The organism is Citrobacter sp. RHBSTW-01044, from assembly GCF_013781945.1.
GTDB lineage: Bacteria > Pseudomonadota > Gammaproteobacteria > Enterobacterales > Enterobacteriaceae > Citrobacter > Citrobacter braakii.
Genome location: NZ_CP056180.1, coordinates 2,081,259 through 2,099,786, shown reverse-complemented (window position 1 = coordinate 2,099,786; position 18,528 = coordinate 2,081,259). Strand labels below are relative to the sequence as shown.

At 50.2% G+C, this 18,528-nt stretch carries 19 protein-coding genes; 13 read left to right on the top strand and 6 right to left on the bottom strand.

The genetic code is table 11. The annotated features are described in order from the left end of the window. Nucleotides 1-250 precede the first annotated feature (250 nt). Both HV352_RS10145 and HV352_RS10140 read left to right on the top strand, forming a co-directional pair. Nucleotides 251-1,102 (top strand): aldo/keto reductase, encoded by an 852-nt coding sequence (locus HV352_RS10145; RefSeq protein WP_016153337.1) that lies wholly within the window; start codon nucleotides 251-253, stop codon nucleotides 1,100-1,102. Between the two features lie 26 nt (nucleotides 1,103-1,128). Further along, the gene (locus HV352_RS10140; protein WP_047358275.1) at nucleotides 1,129-2,118 is read left to right on the top strand and encodes an aldo/keto reductase; all 990 of its coding nucleotides are present in this window, start codon (nucleotides 1,129-1,131) and stop codon (nucleotides 2,116-2,118) included. A 24-nt stretch (nucleotides 2,119-2,142) separates the two neighbouring features. On the opposite strand, the gene HV352_RS10135 is transcribed toward HV352_RS10140, so the two are convergent. After that, nucleotides 2,143-3,036 (bottom strand): LysR family transcriptional regulator, encoded by an 894-nt coding sequence (locus tag HV352_RS10135; RefSeq protein WP_016156764.1) that lies wholly within the window; start codon nucleotides 3,034-3,036, stop codon nucleotides 2,143-2,145. 148 nt (nucleotides 3,037-3,184) lie between these two features. Between HV352_RS10135 and HV352_RS10130 the strand changes: the two genes are divergently transcribed. Beyond that, on the top strand, nucleotides 3,185-3,976 hold the full coding sequence (locus HV352_RS10130; RefSeq protein WP_101700536.1) for an SDR family oxidoreductase: 792 nt from the start codon (nucleotides 3,185-3,187) through the stop codon (nucleotides 3,974-3,976). Nucleotides 3,977-4,118: 142 nt separating this feature from the next. Here HV352_RS10130 and HV352_RS10125 read toward each other — a convergent pair whose 3' ends face one another. From HV352_RS10125 to ycgZ, 5 genes are all read right to left on the bottom strand, one after another. Further along, on the bottom strand, nucleotides 4,119-4,670 hold the full coding sequence (locus HV352_RS10125) for a LuxR C-terminal-related transcriptional regulator (RefSeq protein ID WP_049042080.1): 552 nt from the start codon (nucleotides 4,668-4,670) through the stop codon (nucleotides 4,119-4,121). Further along, entirely contained in the window at nucleotides 4,670-4,915 is a 246-nt protein-coding gene (locus HV352_RS10120) for a hypothetical protein (RefSeq protein WP_016156767.1), read from the bottom strand. Before HV352_RS10120 ends, HV352_RS10125 begins: the two co-directional genes overlap by 1 nt. 128 nt (nucleotides 4,916-5,043) lie before the next feature. Next, on the bottom strand, nucleotides 5,044-5,310 hold the full coding sequence (locus HV352_RS10115; RefSeq protein ID WP_016153343.1) for a biofilm development regulator YmgB/AriR family protein: 267 nt from the start codon (nucleotides 5,308-5,310) through the stop codon (nucleotides 5,044-5,046). Nucleotides 5,311-5,344: 34 nt separating this feature from the next. Continuing rightward, nucleotides 5,345-5,617 carry a hypothetical protein gene (locus HV352_RS10110; protein ID WP_181635396.1) on the bottom strand — a complete coding sequence of 91 codons (273 nt, stop codon included), beginning with the start codon at nucleotides 5,615-5,617 and terminating at the stop codon, nucleotides 5,345-5,347. A 42-nt stretch (nucleotides 5,618-5,659) separates the two neighbouring features. Then, nucleotides 5,660-5,896, bottom strand: coding sequence for a regulatory protein YcgZ (gene ycgZ, locus HV352_RS10105; RefSeq protein ID WP_016153345.1), 237 nt, complete (start codon nucleotides 5,894-5,896; stop codon nucleotides 5,660-5,662). A gap of 318 nt (nucleotides 5,897-6,214) precedes the next feature. On the opposite strand from ycgZ, the gene HV352_RS10100 reads away from it, so the two are divergent. The 10 genes from HV352_RS10100 to dhaM all read left to right on the top strand — a co-directional run bounded on the left by HV352_RS10100 (nucleotide 6,215) and on the right by dhaM (nucleotide 18,367). Continuing rightward, complete coding sequence (locus tag HV352_RS10100) at nucleotides 6,215-7,426, top strand: diguanylate phosphodiesterase (protein ID WP_181635395.1); 1,212 nt, start codon at nucleotides 6,215-6,217, stop codon at nucleotides 7,424-7,426. Between the two features lie 221 nt (nucleotides 7,427-7,647). Beyond that, complete coding sequence (locus tag HV352_RS10095; RefSeq protein WP_032931597.1) at nucleotides 7,648-8,379, top strand: MerR family transcriptional regulator; 732 nt, start codon at nucleotides 7,648-7,650, stop codon at nucleotides 8,377-8,379. A gap of 320 nt (nucleotides 8,380-8,699) precedes the next feature. Continuing rightward, nucleotides 8,700-9,230: a spore coat protein U domain-containing protein gene (locus HV352_RS10090; protein ID WP_016153348.1), complete on the top strand. Its 531-nt coding sequence runs from the start codon at nucleotides 8,700-8,702 to the stop codon at nucleotides 9,228-9,230. 14 nt (nucleotides 9,231-9,244) lie between these two features. Further along, on the top strand, nucleotides 9,245-9,967 hold the full coding sequence (locus tag HV352_RS10085; protein ID WP_046275004.1) for a molecular chaperone: 723 nt from the start codon (nucleotides 9,245-9,247) through the stop codon (nucleotides 9,965-9,967). A gap of 55 nt (nucleotides 9,968-10,022) precedes the next feature. Continuing rightward, nucleotides 10,023-12,308 carry a fimbria/pilus outer membrane usher protein gene (locus HV352_RS10080; RefSeq protein ID WP_172860483.1) on the top strand — a complete coding sequence of 762 codons (2,286 nt, stop codon included), beginning with the start codon at nucleotides 10,023-10,025 and terminating at the stop codon, nucleotides 12,306-12,308. Nucleotides 12,309-12,321: 13 nt separating this feature from the next. Then, nucleotides 12,322-13,290, top strand: coding sequence for a spore coat protein U domain-containing protein (locus HV352_RS10075; RefSeq protein ID WP_104651337.1), 969 nt, complete (start codon nucleotides 12,322-12,324; stop codon nucleotides 13,288-13,290). 321 nt (nucleotides 13,291-13,611) lie between these two features. Further along, on the top strand, nucleotides 13,612-14,886 hold the full coding sequence (locus HV352_RS10070) for a Glu/Leu/Phe/Val dehydrogenase (RefSeq protein ID WP_016153352.1): 1,275 nt from the start codon (nucleotides 13,612-13,614) through the stop codon (nucleotides 14,884-14,886). 325 nt (nucleotides 14,887-15,211) lie between these two features. Continuing rightward, the gene (dhaK, locus tag HV352_RS10065) at nucleotides 15,212-16,282 is read left to right on the top strand and encodes a dihydroxyacetone kinase subunit DhaK (protein ID WP_016153353.1); all 1,071 of its coding nucleotides are present in this window, start codon (nucleotides 15,212-15,214) and stop codon (nucleotides 16,280-16,282) included. 11 nt (nucleotides 16,283-16,293) lie between these two features. Continuing rightward, nucleotides 16,294-16,926 carry a dihydroxyacetone kinase subunit DhaL gene (gene dhaL, locus HV352_RS10060; RefSeq protein WP_016153354.1) on the top strand — a complete coding sequence of 211 codons (633 nt, stop codon included), beginning with the start codon at nucleotides 16,294-16,296 and terminating at the stop codon, nucleotides 16,924-16,926. A 10-nt stretch (nucleotides 16,927-16,936) separates the two neighbouring features. Continuing rightward, nucleotides 16,937-18,367: a dihydroxyacetone kinase phosphoryl donor subunit DhaM gene (dhaM, locus tag HV352_RS10055; protein ID WP_181635394.1), complete on the top strand. Its 1,431-nt coding sequence runs from the start codon at nucleotides 16,937-16,939 to the stop codon at nucleotides 18,365-18,367. The last annotated feature ends 161 nt before the right edge of the window (nucleotides 18,368-18,528 follow it).

Below are 18,528 nucleotides of genomic sequence, written 5' to 3'. Positions count from 1 at the left end.
AAATCGCTGATGGATTCCAGTAATGGATATATTTTCGGCCACGCAAGAAAATAAGGCTGTGTGCTAAGTTCGTCAGACAACCTTTGTTGAAGGTCTCAGGGTGTGAATGACGATATCTGGCGCAACACCGCCCATCAGCCCTCCTCAAAATTAATGAACACATCTAATAAACCCTAGCTAATTACCCCATCTAATCGAATAAATAACTTTGCGTTATGCTTTTCCTCGACAACAGCCAAAGGATAACGTCATGCAAACTGTAAAACTGAACAACGGTATTGAAATGCCCCTGCTGGGCTTTGGTGTGTTTCAAATGTCTGATGCCGCTGAATGCGAAAGAGCCGTGATTGATGCCATCGATACGGGATACCGCCTGATCGATACCGCCGCGTCTTACCAGAATGAAACCCAGGTCGGGAACGCTCTGAAACAAAGTGGTATCGCCCGTAACGAACTCTTTGTAACGACCAAGCTGTGGCTGCAGGATACTCATTACGAAGGCGCTAAAGCCCAGTTCGAACGCTCCCTGAATCGTCTGCAACTTGATTATGTTGACCTGTATCTGATTCACCAGCCTTACGGTGATGTCCATGGGGCATGGCGTGCCATGGAAGAATTACAACAGGCAGGAAAAATTCGCGCTATTGGCGTCAGCAACTTCCATCCTGACAGACTGGCCGACCTTATCGCCTTCAACAACGTTGCCCCTGCGGTAAACCAGATTGAAGTTAACCCCTTCAACCAGCAGCTGCATGCCGTTCCTTGGAATCAAAGCCGTGGCATTCAGCCGGAAGCCTGGGCTCCGTTTGCTGAGGGGAAAAATGGTCTGTTCCAGCATCCCGTATTAACGGCAATTGGTCAGAAGTACGGCAAAAGCGTGGGCCAGGTTGTTCTGCGTTGGATCTTCCAGCGAGGCATCATTTCACTGGCGAAATCGGTGCGCAAAGAACGCATGGCAGAGAACATTAACATTCTCGATTTTGAACTCAGTTCTGAAGATATGCTGCAGATTGCTGCCCTCGACACTGCAACCAGCGCCTTCTTCTCTCACCGCGATCCGGCGATGGTGGAATGGCTGACCGGCCGCAAACTTGATGTTTAAGTCGCGATAAAAGAGGTATTCATTCAATGCAAAAACGTTATCTGGGTAAATCCCGACTCGAAGTATCCGCGCTTGGGCTCGGCTGCATGGGCTTAAGCCATGGCTACGGTCCGGCGACCGATACCCGTCAGGCTATCGAGCTCATTCGCGCAGCGGTTGAACGTGGCGTCACCTTCTTCGATACCGCTGAAGTGTATGGCCCCTTTCTTAATGAAGAGGTTGTAGGCGAAGCCTTAAAACCGTTTCGTGACCGTGTGGTTATTGCCACCAAGTTTGGTTTTACCTTCGGTGCGGACAACAAGCAGCAGATTTTAAACAGCCGTCCGGAGCATATCCGTGAAGCCGTGGAAGGATCATTACGCCGCCTTAAGACTGATGTCATTGATCTGCTGTACCAACACCGTGTCGACCCGGATGTCCCTATTGAAGATGTTGCGGGAACCGTGAAAGACCTGATAGCGGAAGGCAAAGTCAAACATTTCGGTCTGTCCGAAGCGGGCGCACAAACCATTCGTCGTGCACATGCCGTACAACCGGTCACTGCGCTGCAAAGCGAATACTCTCTGTGGTGGCGCGAACCTGAGCAGGAAATCCTGCCGTTACTGGAGGAACTGGGTATTGGTTTCGTTCCCTTCAGCCCATTAGGCAAAGGCTTCCTGACGGGATCGATTAAGCCAGGAACCACTTTTGGCAAGGATGATTACAGAAGCCAAGTGCCGCGTTTCGCCGAGCAGGCGATTGAAGCCAATGAAAAGCTGGTCACCTTGCTGGGTGAACTGGCGGCCGAGAAAGGTGTGACGTCTGCGCAAATCGCGCTGGCATGGCTGTTGGCACAAAAGCCGTGGATTGTTCCTATCCCTGGTACCACCAAACTGCACCGGCTGGAGGAAAACCTGGGGGCTGCCGACATCATTCTTTCGCAGAAGGATACGCAGCAGATAACCCAAGCGCTGGAAACGATTAACATCGTCGGTGAACGTTACTCTCCTGAGCACCTGGCCCGCGTAGGCCGTTAATACCCGAACGGGTCTACGGACCCGTTATTGGGCGTAGCGAAGTGCATCGATCATCAGCGCAAATGCGGGCGGGTGCTGCTTACGGCTCGGGTAGTAAAGATAATATCCAGGGAAAGACGGACACCAGTCCTGCAGAACCTGAATAAGCTCTCCTGACTTTATATAATCCTGCACCCTGTCTTCAGGCATACAGGCAATGCCAAAACCGGATAAAGCAGCATCAATCCTTTCTGCCTGCTGATTAAACGTTACCTGCCCTTCCACTCTGACCCGTAACGGTTTCCCTTCCTTCTCAAACTCCCAGTGATAAAGCCCACCGGCAGTCGGCAGGCGCATATTGATGCACCGATGATTTTGTAGCTCGTGCGGCGTTTCAGGTGCAGGGTTTGCCGCGAAGTAAGACGGTGCTCCCACCACGGCCATGCGCATGTCCGGGCCAATTCTTACAGCAACCATATCCTTATCCACGCTTTCGCCCAGGCGGATCCCGGCATCAAAACGGCCCTCAACAATATCGACAAAGCCGTTATCAACCACCAGTTCGAGATTAATTTCCGGATATTCCCTGAGGAAAGGTTTTAACTTTGGCCAAACCAGACTTCGCGCGGCATGCTCCCCAGCAGATAAGCGGATATTGCCGGAGGCAGTGCCGTTCAGTTGAACCAGCGATTCCAGCTCCTGTTCAAGATCGGCAATACGCGGTTCAAGGCAGGCAATAATTCGCTCACCGGCTTCCGTAGGGGCAACGCTTCGGGTCGTACGGGTCAGAAGGCGGATATTGAGCCTTTCCTCCAGCGCCTTCATCGCATGGCTGAGTGCAGACTGAGAAACACCCAGTTTGCCCGCTGCTTTGGTAAAACTTCGCTCCCTTGCCACCACCAGAAAGATTTGCAGTTCGTTGAAGTTTTCTTTAAGCATCGGCGATTTCCTTATGGTGGCATTCCCTTCATCGCGCACTCATGAAGGGTGTTCATAGACACAATCATTTTAGCCCTATTACTGACAATAATGATAATTGATATTCTGACTGTAGAGAAAATAAGTCTGAATTATCAGAAGGTTTATCATGAAAATACTCATTGCAGGCGCGACCGGAAGTATTGGTCTTCATGTCGTGAATACCGCTATCGAAATGGGTCATCAGCCCGTGGCGCTGGTCAGAAATAAACGGAAAGTAAAATTACTTCCGCGTGGAACGGATGTTTTTTACGGCGATGTTTCAATGCCTGAAACACTTACCGATTTGCCGAAAGATATTGATGCCATCATCTTCACTCTCGGTTCCGATGGCCAGGGGCGTATTGGCGCCAGAGCGATAGATTACGGCGGTGTACGTAACATTTTACGACTCTTCAGGGATACACCTGTACGCATCGGTTTAATGACCACGATTGGCGTGACTGAACGACTCAGTACCTGGAATCAACGCACTGAGGTTCATGACTGGAAAAGACGTGCCGAACGTCTGGTCAGAGCGAGTGGTCACCCCTATACCATCGTCAGACCCGGCTGGTTTGATTACAACAATGATGATGAACACAGAATCGTATTGCTCCAGGGGGATCGTCGCCATGCAGGAACACCAGAAGATGGTGTGATATCAAGGCAGCAAATCGCCCAGGTTCTGGTCAGTGCCCTGACTAACGAGGCGGCAAAAAATAAAACGTTTGAGCTGGTGGCCGAACGAGGCGAAGCACCGCCGGATCTTACTCCACTGTTTGCAGACCTGCAGGCTGATGATCCACATAAAAATGATGGCATTTTAGATATAGACAATATGCCTCTGTGTGAAGAACCAGAGTGCATTATTAACGAGCTGAACCGCACGGGGTTGCTAAAATCTGTAAATAAATCATAAGCATCCCGACAAGGCTTTATCATCACCCTCTTATAATGCGCGTTAATTTATGTTCACAACAGAAGACATCATCGATGAGATAACCCGAGCGATTGATTTAAACTTACACAAATCGCTGAAGGTAAGTTCAGCGTATCGATGATCAGGCATGCTTCAGCCAGTTGCGGAATATTTGCGCTTGCAGTATTCCCTGAAAATCAATCAGCCCTGAGCAACCAAGTTTCTTGATCAGATTCTGCCTGGCCTGGTAAATGGTTTTTAAGTGTAGATTTAACATGGCAGATATCTCAAAAACAGTTCGCCCCTCCCCTAGCTGCGTTAAAATATATTTATCTCGCGCAGTCAAGGAGATATTGAGTTCCGATTGATGCTCGTGCTTTCCACCAGCACGAGTAATATCAATAATAAATTGCTTGATTGAGGCAACATCGCTATCTACTGGCAGTCTGTAAAGTGAGATGTCATTGAGATACTGATACAGATGGCCATCAATCAGCAGCACCAGACGATATGTATTCAGATCGTAATTTTGCTTTTTTACCGCGTCAAAATGATTAGCGGTGAAGAAAACAAGTCGCGCCTTGTCATCTTCAAAAACGATATCTGTAAGGATATTCCTTAACCCTTGCCTGATAAAGATATCATCAATCCATAAAACTGCGTTTCCAGCATGTTCCTGCACGATGTTCATCATTATGACCTCAACGAAAAATCACCATTGACCTCACCGGGCTGCGAAGTTTTATCGAGTTGAAGATGTGCCAGAATCTGTGAATAGAGATCGGTCAGTATCACATTCTTCTCATTCTTCAACTGCGTGCTGAATGCCTGAATAAGAACATCATTACTGATACAACCCTGTTTTAACATGACATTACGCTCTATATCCTTATACAAAGCGCAGCGGAAAATAAAATCTTCCGGAATTGAATTAGCCATATCAACTCCATAATATGCAGTCATAAAAATAAGAGGATGCTATGTATAGTCTTAATCCAAACAGCGAAGCGACAGAACTTACATCATACAATAATTGTGCTGTGTATTTATATTAATGAGCTACCTCATTAGACGTCATCAGCCGTATAACGTAACACTATTTCCAGGGTTTTTCTGATAATGTCTGCCTTGACAACGTCAGTTGTTGACTCCAGCGAACTAATCAGGCTTAAAATGATGTTTTTATTATTAACATTATCACCTGCCAGAATTACATTTGTAACCGCCTGCCCCAATACCACTGACTCATCTGCTAATAGTTCACCTGCATTATGGAAGTAACTTGATAAAGCTTTATCCGTCATTACACTGTGGACATTAATTTCATGAAGCATGGTAACCTCGCTTGTATAGTCTGGAGAATTATCTTTAATGTAATTTAGGGTTTTTGCTGGCACTGAAAGCACTCTCATCTCTCGTTTTTTCCGGTTTTCTGCTTATCTTCCCCGGATTAACATTTGTGAAATCATTGATAACGCTGTCAATTAATTGTTTACGTGTACCATCCATTTCACTGGCATGCATAAGCCGCAATTGCTTAATCAGTGCAGCTAACGAAACGTCTTTATGCATTCGCAAAATTTCTAGCACAGCCAAACCTGTAAATTCATGTTTCAAGCGTTCACTGTCAGGTTTCTTCATAACTCCTTCACTACTTACCCATAATCATAGTAGGGCTTTATTTTATTCGAAAAGCAGGCCGATTAACGCATTGTAATGTTTCTGTTCATTCTCACCTGATGCATTTTCAAGACGGTGCAGAAGTTTGGTACACAGTGATTTGCGACTGAGATTGCGCCCATCTTTTAGTATCTCAGTCACGATTTCGCCCAACGTTTCCTGTTGGGTTGGCAGATGCGCTTTAGCAAAGTAACGAGAAATCGCGCTTGCAGAATCAGTGCGAACGGTATGCTGCTGCATGGAGTGCTCCTGTAACAAAATGCTGGTGAATATTAAGTTTTATAACAGTAGCAAAGCTGTACCGAAAATGTGTACAACATAGCACGCTAATTTTTAGCAAAAAATGCTAAATTAATTAAATCATGTAGTTACGATAGTTCGGATCTATATGAAATCCAATTTCTTTGTACAAATTACTTTGTGTTATCAATGAAATTGATCTGTATTAGCCCGCTTATTTGTAAAGACAAAGTTAGAATTATGTATTAAAATCAGGGCGTAACCTGGTTTGTCTGATACTGACCAGACCTCTTCTCCTTCCTTGATCCCGGACTGTCCATGCTCACGACCATTATTTACCGTAGCCATCTACGTGAAGACGCCCCTCTCAAAGCGCTTGAGGATATGGTGACAGCCGCAAATATCAAAAACAGGCGATCAGATGTTACGGGGATCTTACTCTTTAACGGCCATCACTTTTTCCAACTGCTTGAAGGCCCAGAGGAGCAGGTAAAAGAGATCTATCGTTGTATTTGTAACGACCCCCGGCACCACAATATCGTTGAACTGATGTGTGATTACGCACCTGCGAGAAGATTCGGAAATTTAGGGATGGAGTTATTTGATTTACAAAAACATGAACGGAATGACGTCCTGCAAGCTGTACTCAATAAGGGTACGTCCAAATTTCAGCTCACGTATGATGACAGAGCATTACAGTTTTTCCGCACATTTGTCCTCGCCACGGAAAAATCGAGCTATTTTGAAATACCTGCGCCTGATTACTGGAGTTTTATAACCGACAATACCTGTACCATCCTGGATGAAAGCACACTCCCGTCAGATACAGATTTCAGCTTTGCTTTTCAACCAATTATCGATCCTATGTCACAGCGCGTCATTGCGCTGGAAGCCCTTATTCGCGGTAAAGACGGTGAAACGCCCGCAACGTATTTTGACAAATTCAAACCTGAAGATGTGTATGCCGCTGATCTGCAGAGCAAAAAGACTGCATTTGCAATGGCAAGCGCACTGGGACTTAATCACAAAATGCTGTCGGTTAATCTGTTACCCATGACCCTGGTAAACAGACCCGATGCAGTCAGCTTTCTTATAAACGAAATCGCGGCGCATGGACTGGTGCCTGAACAAATCATTGTTGAGTTTACCGAAAGTGAAGTTATTTCGCGTTTTGATACGTTCGCGCAGGCCGTGAAGTCACTCAAGGCAGCGGGAATATGTGTGGCGATAGATCATTTCGGGGCAGGTTTTGCCGGGCTTCAGCTTTTGTCTCGCTTTCAACCGGACCGAATTAAGATAAGCCGCGAACTCATCACTGATGTGCATAAAAGTGGACCACGGCAGGCCATCATTCAGGCCATAATCAAATGCTGCGCTTCACTGGAGATTATGATTTCTGCGGTCGGCGTCGAAAAACCTGAAGAGTGGATGTGGCTTGAATCCGCGGGTATTGAGATCTTCCAGGGTAACCTGTTTGCAAGAGCCTGCCTGAATGGTACTCCGTCTGTCGCGTGGCCAGAGAAAAAATGATTTCTCAGCGTTATAATAATTAACGTATTGTTATTACACAATAATCCCGCCACCTCTTTTATGCTGAACATAAAAATTCAGCATTTACTCCCTACGTGATAGTAAAGTAAATCTTAATTTTGCTAGAATCCTATGTATGTTTTGTACAATTTGATGCATGTTGTACAAAGTAGCAGGAACCGCATATCGGTGACGGAGAATCATGAGTGTCTGGGGGAATTATGGCTTATTACAGCATTGGGGATGTCGCAGAACGTTGCGGGATAAATCCTGTCACCCTTCGGGCATGGCAACGACGTTACGGTTTACTCAAACCTCAACGCAGCGAAGGTGGCCACCGACTCTTTGATGAAGAGGATATTCAACGTATTGAAGAAATAAAACGTTGGATTAGCAGTGGCACACCCGTTGGCAAAGTTAAAGCATTGCTGGAAACCAGTACCCGTGAAACTGACGACGACTGGAATCAGTTGCAAGAAGAGATGATGGGCATTCTTCGTATGGCGTATCCCCCGAAGCTGCGAGCCAAAATTATCGCACTCGGTCGCGCCTACCCCGTAGATGCGTTGATTGATCGCGTTTATCTTCCTGTGCGTCAGCGGTTGATACTTGACCATAATACATCCCGTATCATGAACAGTATGCTTGATGGCGCATTGATTGAATATGTAGCCACCCTGCTGTCTGAAACGCGGCGCAAATCAGGGAAAGATGCCATCCTGATGGCCTGGGATGTTGAAGACCGAACCCGTTTATGGCTCGAAGCCTGGCGTTTATCGCAATCGGGCTGGCATATTGCCGTGCTTGCTGAACCCATTGAATCGCCAAGACCTGAACTCTTCCCCGGGCAAACGCTTTTTGTCTGGACTGGTATTACGCCAACCCGCAGACAAAATGAACTTCTACAACACTGGAACGAACAAGGTTATAAAGTCATTTTTCACAGCCCGTAACCAACATGTATCGCAGTAATGAGCTGAGTAAGATAAATCTTACTAATTCTCATTTTTTGGGTGGTTATTTTGAATGCCATCCAATGAATCTGTGTTCCCTACCCGCCTGACTTAATACCCGCAGTAGCATAAAAACAAAACAATATACTCACCCGTGGGTATTATTTTTTTGCAAACGACATCACCTTTTTCCTAAGTAAAATTTATTAGATCAACTGGCGCACGCCTAATACTTATTCTAGGGTTAAACCATGTCTTCTTGTACCACATTATTGTTTTTCTAAAGTAATAAATGTGGTTATTTGAAAAAGGTAAAGGATATGGCTCTAGTCTTAGACAAACGCTTAATTCTTTGTTGCTGCGCCTTTTCCATTATTCCCGTGGCAAATGCAGCAACCGTTAACGGAACATTTCAGGTACTGATGACGATTCAAAAGGCCTGTACCGTGACTGCCGGTTCGGCTTCAAATATCACGCTTGGGCCGGTGAATACCACGGCAACAAATACCAATGCAAGCAACACGATTTCGATTAATTGCTCAAAAACCACGCCCTATTTTATCGGTCTGGCGCCGTCGGCCGCCAATGGGGGGACGACGACAGGCTCAGGCGCCATGTCCTCCGTGGCTAACGCTGCCACCAATACCGATAAAGTGCCCTACCAGCTAAATCGAACATCAGCAACAGGTCCGGTGTGGGGGAACACCGCCACCGACACCGCGCCTGGAAACGGCGTAGCGGCGACGGGGACCGGGCTGGTGCAAACGTTTACTGTTTATGCCACCGCACCGAGCGCCAACTTCACTCCTGACGACTATGCCGACACGGTAACGGTTAACGTTAACTACTAACTTCAGGAAGCCACATGAGAGTAAAACTGTCTGTTCAGCAGTGTGCCTGCGCATGCCTGTTAGGGATGGTTGCGAGCCTCAACCCTGCCGCCGCCAGCGGGCTGCAAATCGCCCCGGTCACATTAACTTTGCTCGCGACGCAAAATGCCGATGGTATCTGGCTTAGTAATGCGGGTGAAAATGTGCTCAATGCCCAGGTTCGGGTTTTTCGCTGGAGCCAGAGCGCTTACGGCGACAAACTTTCCCCCTCTCAGGGGCTGGTCATTAGCCCGCCGATGCTGGCATTAGCCCCTGGAGAACGTCAGTTGATTCGCGTTATTCGGACCGGCCCACCTTCGGCACATGCTGAAGACGCTTATCGGTTATCGATAAATGAGTTACCGCCTGCAAAAGTAGAAAAAAATAAGCTTCAGTTTGTGCTGCATTATTCCGTCCCCGTTTTCATTCAACCAACATCAGCGGCGCAAACGCAGGCTAAATTGCAATGGAAATTACAACAGCTTGATGGCAAAAAATTTATTGAAGTGAGTAACCAGGGAAATGGGCATGCACAATTATCTGCTGCAACATTTATAAGCCCTGACGGTGCTAAAAAAGTTATTACGCCCGGTCTGTTAGGCTACGTTTTACCCGGCTCAACAATGCGCTGGATAGTCTCCCCGTCGGCCAGTAATACTCATGATGGCGGGAAAGTTGAAGTCACAATCAATGGCCAAAAAACAGTACAAGATCTGTAACAGATCCTGGCTTCTGGTGAAATATTGCTTTCTCAATGGAGTATTAATATCGGGAATGGTTTGCGCACAAACGCTGAATAATAACCAGAGCGAAGATGGTGTTATTAATGGCGCAGCTCAGCTCGTGGGGGTCAATTTGTATCTCGACGTCACCTTAAATGGGAATCCCGTTGGGCTGGTGCATTTGGGTTACGATAATGGAAAGCTCTATGCAGGGGCAGATACCCTGCGAAAAATGGGCTTTCGCTTTGCGCCTGACGCCACTCACGCCGTCTGCCTGAACGATATCCCCGAGCTAACCATTGACTATAACGTTCAGTTGCAAACGCTTTCGCTTACTGCGCCACTCAGTTCACTCGATCTTGCGACCACGCAGCTTAACTCCCCCGTGGAGACCGCGCCGACGGCGACAACATCACGCGGAGCGCTGCTCAATTACGATATCTATACCCAACAGGGGGATGAAAGCGCAATAAATACCTTCAGCGAATTCCGCGCTTTCAATGCTGCAGGCGTGCTCAGCACCACCCAGTTGACGCAGTATTCCACCGAGGAAAATGCGGATAACAGCGTTGAGCGACTCGATACCAGCTGGCGTACGTCATTTCCCGAAACGATGCTGGCGGTAACCGTTGGCGATACCCTGACCAGTTCACTTATCTGGTCCCGACCGACGCGTATCGGCGGCATTCAGATAGGAACCGATTTTGGTTTGCGGCCCTATATGCCAACCACCCCGCTCCCTGCATATCTTGGCTCCGCGACGTTGCCGTCAAACGTTGAGCTGTACGTCGACGGCGTCAGGTACTACAACGGAGAAGTCCCCGCGGGTAGCTTTCAGATCAACACAATGCCGAACATCAGCGGCGCGGGAACGGGTCAGGTAATGATGACGGATGCGCTGGGCAGAACGAGCGTACAAAATTTCTCGTTCTACAACGATCAGCAACTCCTGCGGGAAGGATTAACTGCCTGGTCTGCAGAATTGGGTACGGTACGCGAAAACTATGGTTACTCCTCTTTTGATTATGCCAGCGCACCGGTACTGAGCGGTACATGGCGTCGTGGGTTTAGCAATACGTTCACTGCCGGGACTCACGCTGAAACCAGCGATGGACTGATTAACGCGGGCTTCAGTAACGACTGGATCCCAGGCACCCGCAGCGGCACGTTTTCGACCTCAATTGCCGCAAGTACCGACGCAGGAAAGAACGGTTTTCTGTACAGTTTTGGTTATCGTTGGTCCGGCGAACGGTTTAATTTCAGTACCAGTACGACGGCCACTTCCGGCGATTATCGTGATGTCGCCACCCATTATGGCGAGCCGCCACCGACGCTTAACAGCAATACGGTCATTGGCTATTCGCTGGAGGCTGCCGGTAATGTCAGCCTGAGTTACCTGCAGTTTCGTTATCCGCACGAAAATGCGGTGCGCTACGCCAACGCCAGCTGGTTCAAATCGATTACCGACAACATTTCACTGAATGCCGGATTCAACCAAAACATCGACGATAACCGCGATCGCAGTCTCTATCTGATGGTGACAATGACCACTGATAACAATCTCAGTGCCAGCAGCACCCTACAACGCACCAATGATGAGACCGGCTACCAGCTCAACGCCAGCCTGACGCCTCCTGCCGACGGCGGTTGGGGCTGGAATCTGGCCGCAAGTCAGCAGGCTTCCCGGCAAAGCGGTCAGGGAGAAGTGGGATATCTGGGTCGTTATGGTAAAGCGTACGCGGGATTTAGCCGTTTACCGGATAACCATTACGGCTACGCAGGCGCCACCGGATCGCTTGTTACCATGGGCGGCGGCCTGTTTGCAGCACGTGAAATCAACAATGGCTTTGCCGTCGTATCAACTGACGGCGTTCCTGACGTCCCGATTAAATTACAAAATAACCTGATTGGTCGCAGCGACGACCAGGGGCTATTGCTGGTCACGCCGCTGAACAGTTATCAAAAAAACCTGATCAGTATTGACCCTATGGATCTCCCCGCCAATATGCGGATCGCACGCGTTGAGACGAATGCAACGCCTGCCGATCGTTCCGGTACATTGGTTAGCTTTGGCATTACCCCGGTGCGCGCTGCGCAGGTCATCCTCGTCGACAATCAGGGTAAACCCATTCCCGAAGGCAGCATGGCATACGCCATCAGCGGAGCAGGACAATCGTCTGTCGTTGGTTTTGATGGGATGACCTGGTTCGACACGCTGGAACAGCACAACGCGCTACGCGTTGAGACAGACACCGGCAGTTGTCGCGTGCAATTTGACTATCCCGCTTCCGCAAAGGGGATTGTGCAAATAGGTCCACTGGTTTGCCGGCCACACTAACAGGAGTGCGCTCATGAGGTTAAGGCATCTGTTACTCATCGCAGCCGTACTCTTTTGTCCGGCGATTAGCCATGCCGTAACCTGTTCGGTGAGCAATGTACAACCCATAAATTTGGGCTCAGTCAATCCGCTGTCTGCGACAGGCGCAACGTCATCAATGACGTTCAACTACACCTGCACCAAAGAGCTTGGCGACGCGCTGGCAGGGATCAACCTCTGTTTTAATATTGGCGCCTCAGCCGTCAGTGGCCAGGTGACACCCCGAAATATGTCATTAAACGGAACACCTGCCAGAACGCTGGCATACCAGCTTTACCAGGATGCCGGACACACCAAAGTCTGGGGGAGTCAGTATCAGTCGGGAACAACTTTTCCAATGGTACAGCTTAACCTGCTGAATCTGACGCCAGTGACGGGCTCACTCACGGTATCAGCACAGATTGTCACGCCACAAACCTCAGCGGTCCCCGGAAGCTATCAGGATAGCTATACGGCGGCGACAGCCCTTGTCACCCTCAATCCTGGATTGCTTTTCCCGCCGACCACCTGTGGCGATACCGTTGCCGCCAGGCTTCCCTTCACCGTATCGGCGACGGTCAGCAAACAGTGCAATATCACCTCTGCAACCAATATTAGCTTTGCGCCCGCCAGGGCAACCGGGCGTAACCTAACGGCTTCAAATACCGTGGGCGTAGCATGTTCCAATAACACGCCTTACACCATCGGACTTCAGCCCTCTAACGGCAATACGGCAGGCAGCGGCGTGATGGCCGGCACGGGGTCAAATACGGACAAGGTCCCCTACCAGCTTAGCTCGACGCCGGGGCCGTCCGGTACGGTTTGGGGCAATTCATCGCTCAATACTGTCGCGGGCAACGGTACGGGAACCACCACCACCTACCCGGTTTACGCCACCGTTCCCAGCGCGAACTACACGCCTGACAACTATACTGATACCGTTACCATCGCCGTGACCTACTGACCCCAGCTTAATCGCAATAAAGCAAATACATTTTATTATCATATTATTTACTTTTAGAGGTGCGTCATAAATCTGACAAATTGCGATTTTTATAAATCATGCATATTAAATTATCCAGCCAGCAAAAATACCGAAATATCAGCACAATCAAAGAATAACTATTCACTTCTCAGCTAAAGCCCACACGCTTCATGCCGATAAACCGTGTTAGCCGGACAGGCCATTCTATGAAATAAATGTTAAATTTAGGTTTATATGGTGTGATTCACTGTATACCACGGCCAAATTAAGAACATATTACTTTTATAACTAAGGTTTATCATGGATAAGTTATCTTACGCTTCAGATAGCAGCACATCTGCCTGGAATACCTACCTGCAACAAATCGAGCGTGTGGCCCCTTACCTGGGCGAACTTTCCCATTGGGTGGATACCCTGCGCCACCCAAAACGCGCGCTGATTGTCGATATCCCGGTGCAGATGGATGACGGTACTATCCGTCATTTTGAAGGGTATCGCGTGCAACATAACCTCTCCCGCGGGCCGGGCAAAGGCGGTGTGCGTTATCATCCTGATGTTGATCTTAATGAAGTGATGGCCCTGTCCGCATGGATGACCATCAAATGCGCGGCGTTGAACCTGCCGTACGGCGGTGCGAAAGGTGGCGTGCGCGTCGATCCGTTCTCGCTTTCCGAAGGTGAACTGGAGCGTTTAACCCGCCGTTATACCAGCGAAATCGGCATTATCATCGGGCCGCAGAAAGACATTCCTGCGCCGGATGTGGGGACTAACGGAAAGGTAATGGCCTGGATGATGGATACCTACTCCATGAACCACGGCACCACCGTGACCAGCGTGGTCACCGGTAAACCTATTCACCTCGGCGGCTCGTTAGGCCGTGATAAAGCCACCGGTCGTGGTGTTTTCGTCAGCGGTCTGGAAGTGGCGCGTCGTGCCAACATCGACGTTGAAGGCGCTCGCGTAGCGGTGCAAGGTTTTGGTAACGTCGGCAGCGAAGCCGCCCGCCTGTTCGCGGCAGCAGGAGCACGCGTGGTCGCGATTCAGGATCACACCGCAACGCTGTTTAACTCAACGGGTATCGACATGGCCGCGTTGTCTGCCTGGCAACTGGAGCACAAACAGATTGCCGGTTTCCCGGGCGCTGAAACCATTGCCAGCGAAGCCTTCTGGAGCCTGGAGATGGATATTCTGATCCCGGCCGCGCTCGAAGGCCAGATCACCCGTCACCGCGCGGAAACGCTGACCTGTAAACTGGTACTCGAAGGCGCTAACGGCCCAACCTATCCGGACGCCGACGACGTTCTGGCAAGCCGCGGTATCGTGGTTGTCCCAGACGTTGTTTGTAACGCCGGCGGCGTAACCGTCAGCTACTTCGAATGGGTTCAGGACATGGCTAGCTTCTTCTGGAGCGAAGAAGAGATTAACAATCGCATGGACAAAATCATGACCGATGCGATGGTACACGTGTGGGAAAAAGCGGCAGAGAAATCCTGCTCACTGCGTACGGCAGCCTACATTGTTGCCTGCGAACGCATTCTGCTGGCACGTAAAGATCGCGGAATTTATCCGGGCTAACGCCGAAATCGACCTTGCCTACAAACCACCTGCTCTGCAGGTGGTTTGTTTTCCATAAACACCCGTGAATCAGCTTCCCGGCCAAATACGGCCCAACCTCTCATTTTCGCTGTTTTATGCACCATGACGTTCCAATACGGAACATTATTATGTTGCTACGTTTCGTATTGAAACGCCCATTACAGCAATTTTCTTTTGCCAACCCGTGTGCAAAATTACCTTATCGGCAGCGAGCAGTCGCCGTGGCGTTGTATAACCCGATACCCTACATCAGATGCCTGCCCGAATCTGGCAGCCATCCAGGACTGTCTGCGGAGCATAAATAATGAAAAAATTGATTAACCGTGTTGAAGACGTACTGACTGAACAACTCGCCGGGCTGGCGAAAGCGTATCCTTCCCTGGCACTGCATCAGGATCCGGTATATGTCACCCGCGCAGATGCGCCGGTAATGGGCAAAGTGGCGCTGCTTTCCGGCGGTGGCAGCGGACACGAGCCTATGCACTGCGGCTATATTGGTCAGGGCATGCTCTCTGGTGCCTGCCCGGGTGAAATTTTTACCTCACCCACGCCGGATAAAATGTTCGAATGCGCCATGCAAATTGATGGCGGCGAAGGCGTACTGCTGATCATCAAAAATTACACCGGCGATATTCTTAATTTCGAAACCGCCACCGAGCTGTTGCATGAAAGCGGCGTCAAAGTCACCACCATGGTAGTGGATGACGACGTGGCGGTGAAAGACAGTCTGTATACCGCCGGTCGTCGTGGTGTGGCGAATACCGTATTGATCGAAAAACTGGTCGGCGCTGCCGCCGAACGCGGTGACTCACTGGAAGTTTGTGCGGCGCTGGGTCGTAAACTGAATAACCAGGGCCACTCCATTGGGATAGCCATTGGCGCCTGTACCGTTCCGGCCGCCGGACAACCGTCGTTCACGTTGCAGGATAACGAAATGGAGTTTGGCGTGGGTATCCACGGGGAACCGGGCATTGACCGCCGCACCTTCACTTCCCTCGATCAGACCGTTGATGAAATGTTCGATACCCTGCTGGAAAACGGCAACTACAGCCGTACGCTCCGCCACTGGGACAACGTTCAGGGCGCGTGGCAGGAAGGCAAAGAAAGCAAGCGCGCGTTGCAAAGCGGCGATCGCGTCATTGCGCTGGTCAATAATCTCGGTGCGACGCCGCTGTCAGAACTCTTCGGCGTTTATAACCGCCTCGAAAGCCGTTGCCAGGACGCCGGCATCGTCATTGAGCGCAACCTGATCGGTTCTTACTGTACCTCTCTGGATATGACCGGCTTCTCAATCACCCTGTTACAGGTGGATGACGACACGCTGAGCTTATGGGATGCACCGGTTCACACCCCTGCTCTCAACTGGGGTAAATAAGGAGATACATGATGTCCCTCAACAGAACACAAATTGTTAACTGGCTCTATCGCTGCGGTGAGATCTTCACCACCGAAAGTGATTTTCTCACCGGTCTTGATCGGGAAATTGGTGATGCCGACCACGGTCTGAACATGCACCGTGGCTTTAGCAAAGTCGTCGAAAAGCTGCCGTCCATCGCCGATAAAGACATTGGTTTTATTTTGAAAAACACCGGCATGGTACTGCTCTCAAGCGTCGGGGGGGCCAGCGGTCCACTGTTTGGTACCTTTTTTATCCGCGCCGCCCAGGTGACCCAGGCTCATCAAAGCCTGACGCTTGAGGAGTTGTATCAAATGATTCGTGATGGCGCAGAAGGTGTGATTAGCCGCGGTAAAGCTGAACCTGGCGACAAAACCATGTGCGATGTCTGGCTGCCGGTAGTGGAATCTTTACGCCAATCCTGCGAGCAAAAGCTGAGCGTACAGGCGGCGCTGGAAGCGGCAAGCCAACAAGCGGAAGCAGCAGCGCAAAGCACCATCACCATGCAGGCCCGCAAAGGCCGCGCCAGCTATCTCGGTGAGCGCAGCATTGGGCATCAGGATCCCGGCGCAACGTCCGTAATGTTTATGATGCAAATGCTGGCTCAGGCGTCCAGAGAGTAAGGATAAAGCGATGGTAAACCTGGTTATTGTTTCTCACAGCGCCCAGTTGGGCGAAGGCGTCGGCGCGCTAGCCCGGCAGATGTTAATGGGTGATGGTTGCAAAATCGCTATTGCCGCAGGCATTGACGATCCTGAGAATCCGATTGGTACCGATCCTATCAAGGTGATGGAAGCCATTGAGTCCGTGGCCGATAAGGATCACGTGCTGGTGATGATGGATATCGGTAGCGCGCTATTGAGTGCGGAAACCGCGCTGGAACTGCTCGATCCGGCCATTGCCGCCAAAGTACGTTTGTGCGCCGCGCCGCTGGTCGAAGGCACGCTCGCCGCAACGGTTAGCGCTGCTGCAGGTGCTGACATTGAGCGGGTCATCTGTGATGCCATGAACGCCCTCGACGCCAAATGTGAGCAACTGGGTTTACCTTCGCCATCTGCAGCAAAGCCGACATCCGCCGAATTCGCGCCCGATGCAGATGCTCATTCAGTGGCCATTGTGGTGAAAAACCCAAACGGCATTCATGTGCGTCCGGCTTCCCGGCTGGTTTCCACGCTGTCTGGCTTTAACGCCGATATGTGGCTCGAGAAAAATGGCAAGTGCGTCGTCCCTGATAGCCTGAATCAGATTGCCCTGCTGCAGGTACGCTGTAACGACACGCTGCGCCTGATTGCCAAGGGCGAACAGGCAGAGGATGCGCTGGCCGCATTCAAACAGCTGGCGGCTGAGAATTTTGGTGAATCGCTCGAGCCCGCGCATGCTGATACCGTAGTGACGAAGGTTCCCTCACAGGTCACGGGGACGGCATTCTGTTACACACCGTTCTCACCACAGGTAAGCCAGCAGCCTGTAGCCTCACTCCAGATTGAGCAGCAACGGTTACGGGTCGCTATCCAAAGCACGCTGAACGACTTAAGCGAGCTAACCGCGCTTGCAGAAGAGAGATATTCCGCAGATATCGCCGCTATTTTCTCCGGTCACCACACGCTGTTGGACGATCCGGATCTGTTCGATATGGCCTGCGATTTAATGCGTGAAACGCAGTGCAGCGCGGCCTGGGCCTGGCATCAGGTGCTGAGCGATCTCAGCCAGCAGTATTTACAGCTCGACGATCCTTACCTGCAGGCGCGATACATCGATATTGAAGATTTGTTGTCTCGTTCACTGCAGTATTTGACGGGAGAGACTGCACAAATTCCCGCATTCATCCGCCCCACTATTTTGGTCGCGGAGGTCATCTATCCATCTACGGTGCTGCAACTCGATCCGAAGACCATCAAAGGCATCTGCCTGCGGGACGGGAGCGAAGCGTCCCACCCGGCGATTATCGCCCGTGCAATGGGGTTATGTTGGTTATGTCAGCAAGGCGAGGCCATCGAGAGTATCACGATGGGTGATACCCTGACCCTTGACAGCGTGGCCCAGCGGATAACCCGCGCGGACTGATGTCGGTTGCACGCCCTTTGCCGACAAAGGGTGTGCATCTTTTCGATTCGCGTCGGGAAATGTCTGTTTATTCGCAAAATGGGGCGTCGATCACGCGCAACGGTCGATCCTGAACTAAGGTTTTCTCATGGTAAATGCCGCTGCTTCGGCACACCCTAAGG